At 35.8% G+C, this 5,007-nt stretch carries 5 protein-coding genes; 4 read left to right on the forward strand and 1 reads right to left on the reverse strand.

Going from position 1 to position 5,007, the window contains the following annotated elements; genetic code table 11:
* Nucleotides 1–113: 113 nt before the first annotated feature.
* A complete protein-coding gene (gene rpoD, locus PHI38_RS08990; protein ID WP_299855294.1) occupies nucleotides 114–1,985 on the reverse strand; it encodes an RNA polymerase sigma factor RpoD in 1,872 nt (623 codons plus the stop codon).
* A 129-nt stretch (nucleotides 1,986–2,114) separates the two neighbouring features.
* On the opposite strand from rpoD, the gene PHI38_RS08995 reads away from it, so the two are divergent.
* The 4 genes from PHI38_RS08995 to PHI38_RS09010 form a co-directional block, all read left to right on the forward strand.
* Entirely contained in the window at nucleotides 2,115–2,945 is an 831-nt protein-coding gene (locus PHI38_RS08995; protein ID WP_299855297.1) for a flagellar hook-basal body protein, read from the forward strand.
* 12 nt (nucleotides 2,946–2,957) lie between these two features.
* Nucleotides 2,958–3,746 (forward strand): flagellar basal-body rod protein FlgG, encoded by a 789-nt coding sequence (gene flgG, locus PHI38_RS09000; protein ID WP_299855300.1) that lies wholly within the window; start codon nucleotides 2,958–2,960, stop codon nucleotides 3,744–3,746.
* 146 nt (nucleotides 3,747–3,892) lie between these two features.
* A complete protein-coding gene (locus tag PHI38_RS09005; RefSeq protein WP_299855302.1) occupies nucleotides 3,893–4,396 on the forward strand; it encodes a 3-isopropylmalate dehydratase small subunit in 504 nt (167 codons plus the stop codon).
* Nucleotides 4,397–4,398: 2 nt separating this feature from the next.
* Nucleotides 4,399–5,007: isocitrate/isopropylmalate family dehydrogenase (locus PHI38_RS09010; RefSeq protein ID WP_299855305.1), on the forward strand; the 609-nt coding region annotated here is incomplete at its 3' end.

The raw sequence follows: 5,007 nt of genomic DNA on the forward strand, positions 1-5,007 counted from the left end.
TAGGAATTGTGCTTCAGCATTAAGAGAAAGTATCTTCATAGATGAATTAAAGACTATGAAAGGGTTATAATCATACTCTATCCATTGTTGCTCAAATGTCATCTCTGAATCCGTTATTCTTCTAAATAGTTTTTAAGTTTTCTTCCAACTTTAGGGTGTTTTAGTTTTTTGATAGCACTTGATTCGATTTGGCGTACTCTCTCACGAGTAACATTTAACTCTTTTCCAATCTCTTCTAGGGTTCTATCACTCTCATCATCCATAATTCCAAAGCGAAGTTTGATAACAGCCTTTTCTCTCTCGTTTAACTGTTCTAAAACATTCTCAATTTGAACTCTCAAGTCATCTTTTAAGATAGCATCAGATGGAGAGAGAGACGTTTTATCTTCAATGAAGTCACCAAAGCGTCCATCATCTTCACTACCAATAGGTGCTTCAAGACTTATTGGCTCTTTTGTAATCTTAATTACGTTTTTAACTTTTTCAACTGAGAGGCCAACTTCTTGTGCGATTACTTCAACATCTGGCTCTTTACCATGCTCTTGAAGGTGTTTACGCATAATCTTATTGATACGGTTTATTGTCTCAATCATATGAATTGGAATACGTATAGTTCTAGCCTGATCCGCGATAGCGCGTGAGATTGCTTGACGAATCCACCAAGTAGCATAAGTTGAGAACTTATAACCTTTTTGGTATTCAAATTTATCAACAGCTTTCATAAGCCCTATATTTCCCTCTTGAATAAGGTCTAAAAAAGGCAACCCGCGATTTGTGTAACGTTTAGCAATAGATACAACAAGTCTAAGGTTTGATTTAGCCATCTTTGTTTTAGAGATTTCAGAGATATTTTTACCACGTTTAATCTGCTCTAAAATATCTGCTAATTTTTCTGGTTCCATATCGAAGCTGTTTTTTGAAGCCTCTTTAGTTTGAACTAGTTTTTTAATCTCCATATATGTACTAACCATAGTAGCCTCAGGAACCATAGCAGATATATCTTCTTTAGTTAAATCACAAATTTTTTCAACTAAAATTCTATGATTTGCTTTTAGTGTTGCATTAAAGAGAGGTAGTTTATACTCTAATCTCTTTAGCTCTTTATCATAACCCTCATCACTCTTTAATGCAGTCTCCATAGCTTTTACAAGCTCATTTATAAGCTTTGAAGTAGGCCCTAAGTCTAAGAGTTTCTCTTTTAGAACACCCTTTTTATAAGTAGCGCTTAAATAATGCATCACAAGATCAGCTGTAAGCTCACCATCCGCATTTTCAGCTAATTTTTCAGCAAGTTTTATCCACTCTTTTTTAGCTTTTTCTAGTGCTTTAAAGCTTATAGTTACTTTTTCAACTCTACTTTTATCTTTAAGAGTTAATGTCTTTTCAACGACTTCTTCTTCATCGTTTTCTTCAGTATCTTCATCGCTTTCTTCATTTTCGTCACTATCTTCTTTTTCATCTTCAAAGCTCTTAAAGAGCTCTTTAACTCTTCTTTCTCTATTGATTAGAGGCTCTCTGTAGTCAAGAATAAAATCTATAAGATATGGAACAGAACAGATTGCATCAATGATAATACTCTCTCCGCCCTCTATCTTTTTACTTATCTCTATCTCTTCTTCTTTTGTAAGAAGTGGGATTTGGCCCATTTCACGAAGGTACATACGAACAGGTGAGTCAGATCTTGACCACTCGAGCAACTCATGCTCTTTTAGTATGTCAAAACTATCTGTCTCATTGTTCTCAATCATCTTTCTTTGAGCGCTTCTTCTTGCTTCTGCTTCTTTATCATTAAGAAGTTTTGCATGCTCTGATGATGTATATATACAAGCTTTATGTTTTTGTATTAGTTTAAAAATATTTGCAGCTTGCGCAGACGTTGGTTGCTTGTCAAAAAGTTCTATAAGTGATTCATAAGTAGAACACTCTTTTGGTTTTTGATTGGCAAAAAACGCCTCAATAGCTTTGTTTAGTTCTTTTGCTGTCATATATATCGCACCTTATTTGCATTAAGTTTTTCTGAAGGTGGATTATACCCAAATAGACTTAAGACGTGCTTGTTGAAAAATTGGAACACACTTTGCTACCAGTTTAAAATATTTAGACAAAGGTACTTTATGCAAAGCGGATATTACAGTTCAGCAGCTGGAATGGTTACACAGTTTAACAGACTTGACACTATCGCAAACAATCTTGCCAATGTAAATACAGCAGGGTTTAAAGAAGACAACCTTATTATTGGCGATTTTATGCGTCTATATAAAGAGGCTAGAGATGAACTTCCAAATGCAAACCACACAAAAGAAGCAGCGCAGTTTTTAAACAGAGCTATGAATAAAGCTCCACAAGTTGTTGATGCTTATACAGACTTCTCTTTGGGAGTTATGCAAAAGAGCGATAATCCGCTCGATGTGGCTTTATCAAAAGAGGGACTATTTTTTTTAGTCAAAACTCCAGAGGGCATTCGTCTAAGTAGAGATGGAACATTTACTAAAGATGATGAGGGGAAATTAGTTACCAAACAAGGTTATGAAGTTTTACCAAGTGATTATCTTATATCGAACCAACCTATTACCTTTAACGAAGGTGATAGTGCCATTGAGATAGATAAAAATGGGCAAATTATGACAAACGTTCCAAACTCAATGATGCTAAATCAAGTAAATAGGCTATTTATCGCACAACCAGACAATATAAATCTTCTAAAAAAAGAGGGTGATGGCCTTTATAGATATGATGGTGAAGGCGGGGCAGAGGCTCTTGTAAGCCTTGATGGAAGTGAGGCTGTCCTGCAGGGTTTTGTTGAGAAGAGTAATGTAAATGCTGTAAAGATGATGACACAGCTAATAGAGACAAATCGTTTAGTTGGAATGTATCAAAAAGCTATGGATACACAGATGAATGATATGAACCGCGATGCAATTGAAAAACTTGCTAAAAAATCTTAAGGAGAATAGGCCATGATGCAATCACTTTACACTGCTTCTACTGGAATGATAGGAATGCAGACACAAATCAATACGACGGCAAACAATATTGCCAACGTAAATACTATAGGATTTAAAAAATCACGTGCAGAGTTTGCGGATCTTATGTACAAAGTAATGGATTATGCAGGAACATCTACAAGTGATGTAACTAAAAGTCCTACAGGAATAGAAGTAGGTCTTGGTGTTCGTCCAACTGCTATCAACAAAATATTCTCAGAGGGAAGTCTTAAGCAGACAGATAATGAGCTTGATGTAGCTGTAACTGGAAAAGGCTTTTTCAAGCTTGAGCTTCCAGATGGTAGTGAAGTTTACTCAAGAAATGGTGCATTTAAAGTTGATGAGAATGGTTCAATCGTAAATAGTGATGGTTATAGACTGGTTCCAGAGATTGTTATTCCACCCGATGCAACAAATGTAAGTATTGGTACTGATGGAACTGTAAGTGTTGTTCAACCAGGTCAAGCTCAAGCAACACAGATAGGTCAAATGACTCTTACAAACTTCATAAATCCAGCTGGTCTTCACTCGATGGGGGATAACTTATATCTTGAAACTGACAGTTCAGGTCAACCAGTAGAGGGAACTCCTGGACTTGATGGTCTTGGTGTTATAAGACAAGGTTTTGTTGAGCTTAGTAATGTTGAACTTGTTGTTGAGCTAACTGACCTAATTACTGGGCAAAGAGCCTATGATTCAAACTCAAAAGTAATCACAACAAGTGATGAAATGCTTCAAACAACCAATAATCTCAAGCGATAATAGCTCAATAATAGCGGCATAATATCATATAATATGATGTCGCTATCTTCCATTTTACTATCTACAAAGCCTCTCTTTTTATAAAACTCAAACAACATTTTAGTTATAATCGCAAAAATATTTAAAAATAGAAATTAGGATTTAAGATGCAAAAAGCAAATATTGACGGCAAAGTTTGGAGATTTGGAAAAGATATTGATACAGATTTAATTATAGCAGCGCGTTATTTAAGTACTTCAGTTCCAGAAGAACTTGCAAAACATGTTATGGAAGATGCAGACCCTGAATTCGTTAAAAAGATGAGCAGAGGCGACGTTATCGTAGCCGGTGAGAATTTTGGTTGTGGAAGTTCCCGTGAACACGCTCCAATAGCACTAAAAGCTGCTGGAGTTGCTGCAATAATTGCTCCTACATTTGCAAGAATTTTTTATCGTAATGCGTTTAATATGGGACTTCCAATTTTTGAACTTCAAGAGAGTGCTGAGATAGCAGAGGGTGATGAGATAAGTGTTGATATGAATAATGGAACAATTACAAATAAAACATCAAAAAAAGTATATAAATTTATCCCTATTCCAGACTTCATGCAAGAGTTAATAGATGCTGGCGGACTTATGAATTTTGCCCAAAATGAAATTAAAGGTAACTAAATATGAAAATATATAAAATCGCACTCATTAAAGGTGATGGAATTGGCCCTGAAATCATAGATGAAGCAGTAAAAGTTCTAGATGCTATAGCATCATGCTGTAATTTAGAGTTCTCTTATGAAGAGGCTTTGATGGGCGGATGTGCTTATGATATGACGGGTGATCCACTTCCTCAAGAGACAATAGATATCTCTTTAAAGAGTGATGCAGTACTTTTTGGTGCGATAGGTGGGGCTAAATGGGACAATCTACCACGTGAGAAAAGACCTGAGAGTGGACTTCTAAGATTTCGTAAAGAGCTTGGAGTTTATGCAAATCTTCGTCCTGCAACTGTTTTTGACGAACTTATAAATGCTTCATCACTTAAGCCTGAAGTTATAAAAGGTGTTGACCTTATGGTTGTTCGTGAACTTATTGGCGGTATCTATTTTGGAGAGCCAAAAGGGCGTGATGAGAACAAGGGTTGGAATACTATGGTTTACACTCGTGATGAGATTATAAGAATCGCTCATCAAGCATTTAAAATTGCTATGAGTAGAAGTAAAAAAGTATGCTCAATTGATAAAGCAAACGTTTTAGATGTTTCACAGCTTTGGAGAGAGGTTGTGATT

This window comes from Sulfurimonas sp. (assembly GCF_028694895.1).
In the GTDB taxonomy this organism is placed as follows: domain Bacteria; phylum Campylobacterota; class Campylobacteria; order Campylobacterales; family Sulfurimonadaceae; genus Sulfurimonas.

Coding starts and splice junctions, on each gene's coding strand:
- rpoD (WP_299855294.1), bottom strand. CDS start 1,985: ATGACAGCAAAAGAACTAAACAAAGCTATTGAGGCGTTTTTTGCCAAT.
- PHI38_RS09005 (WP_299855302.1), top strand. CDS start 3,893: ATGCAAAAAGCAAATATTGACGGCAAAGTTTGGAGATTTGGAAAAGAT.
- PHI38_RS08995 (WP_299855297.1), top strand. CDS start 2,115: ATGCAAAGCGGATATTACAGTTCAGCAGCTGGAATGGTTACACAGTTT.
- flgG (WP_299855300.1), top strand. CDS start 2,958: ATGATGCAATCACTTTACACTGCTTCTACTGGAATGATAGGAATGCAG.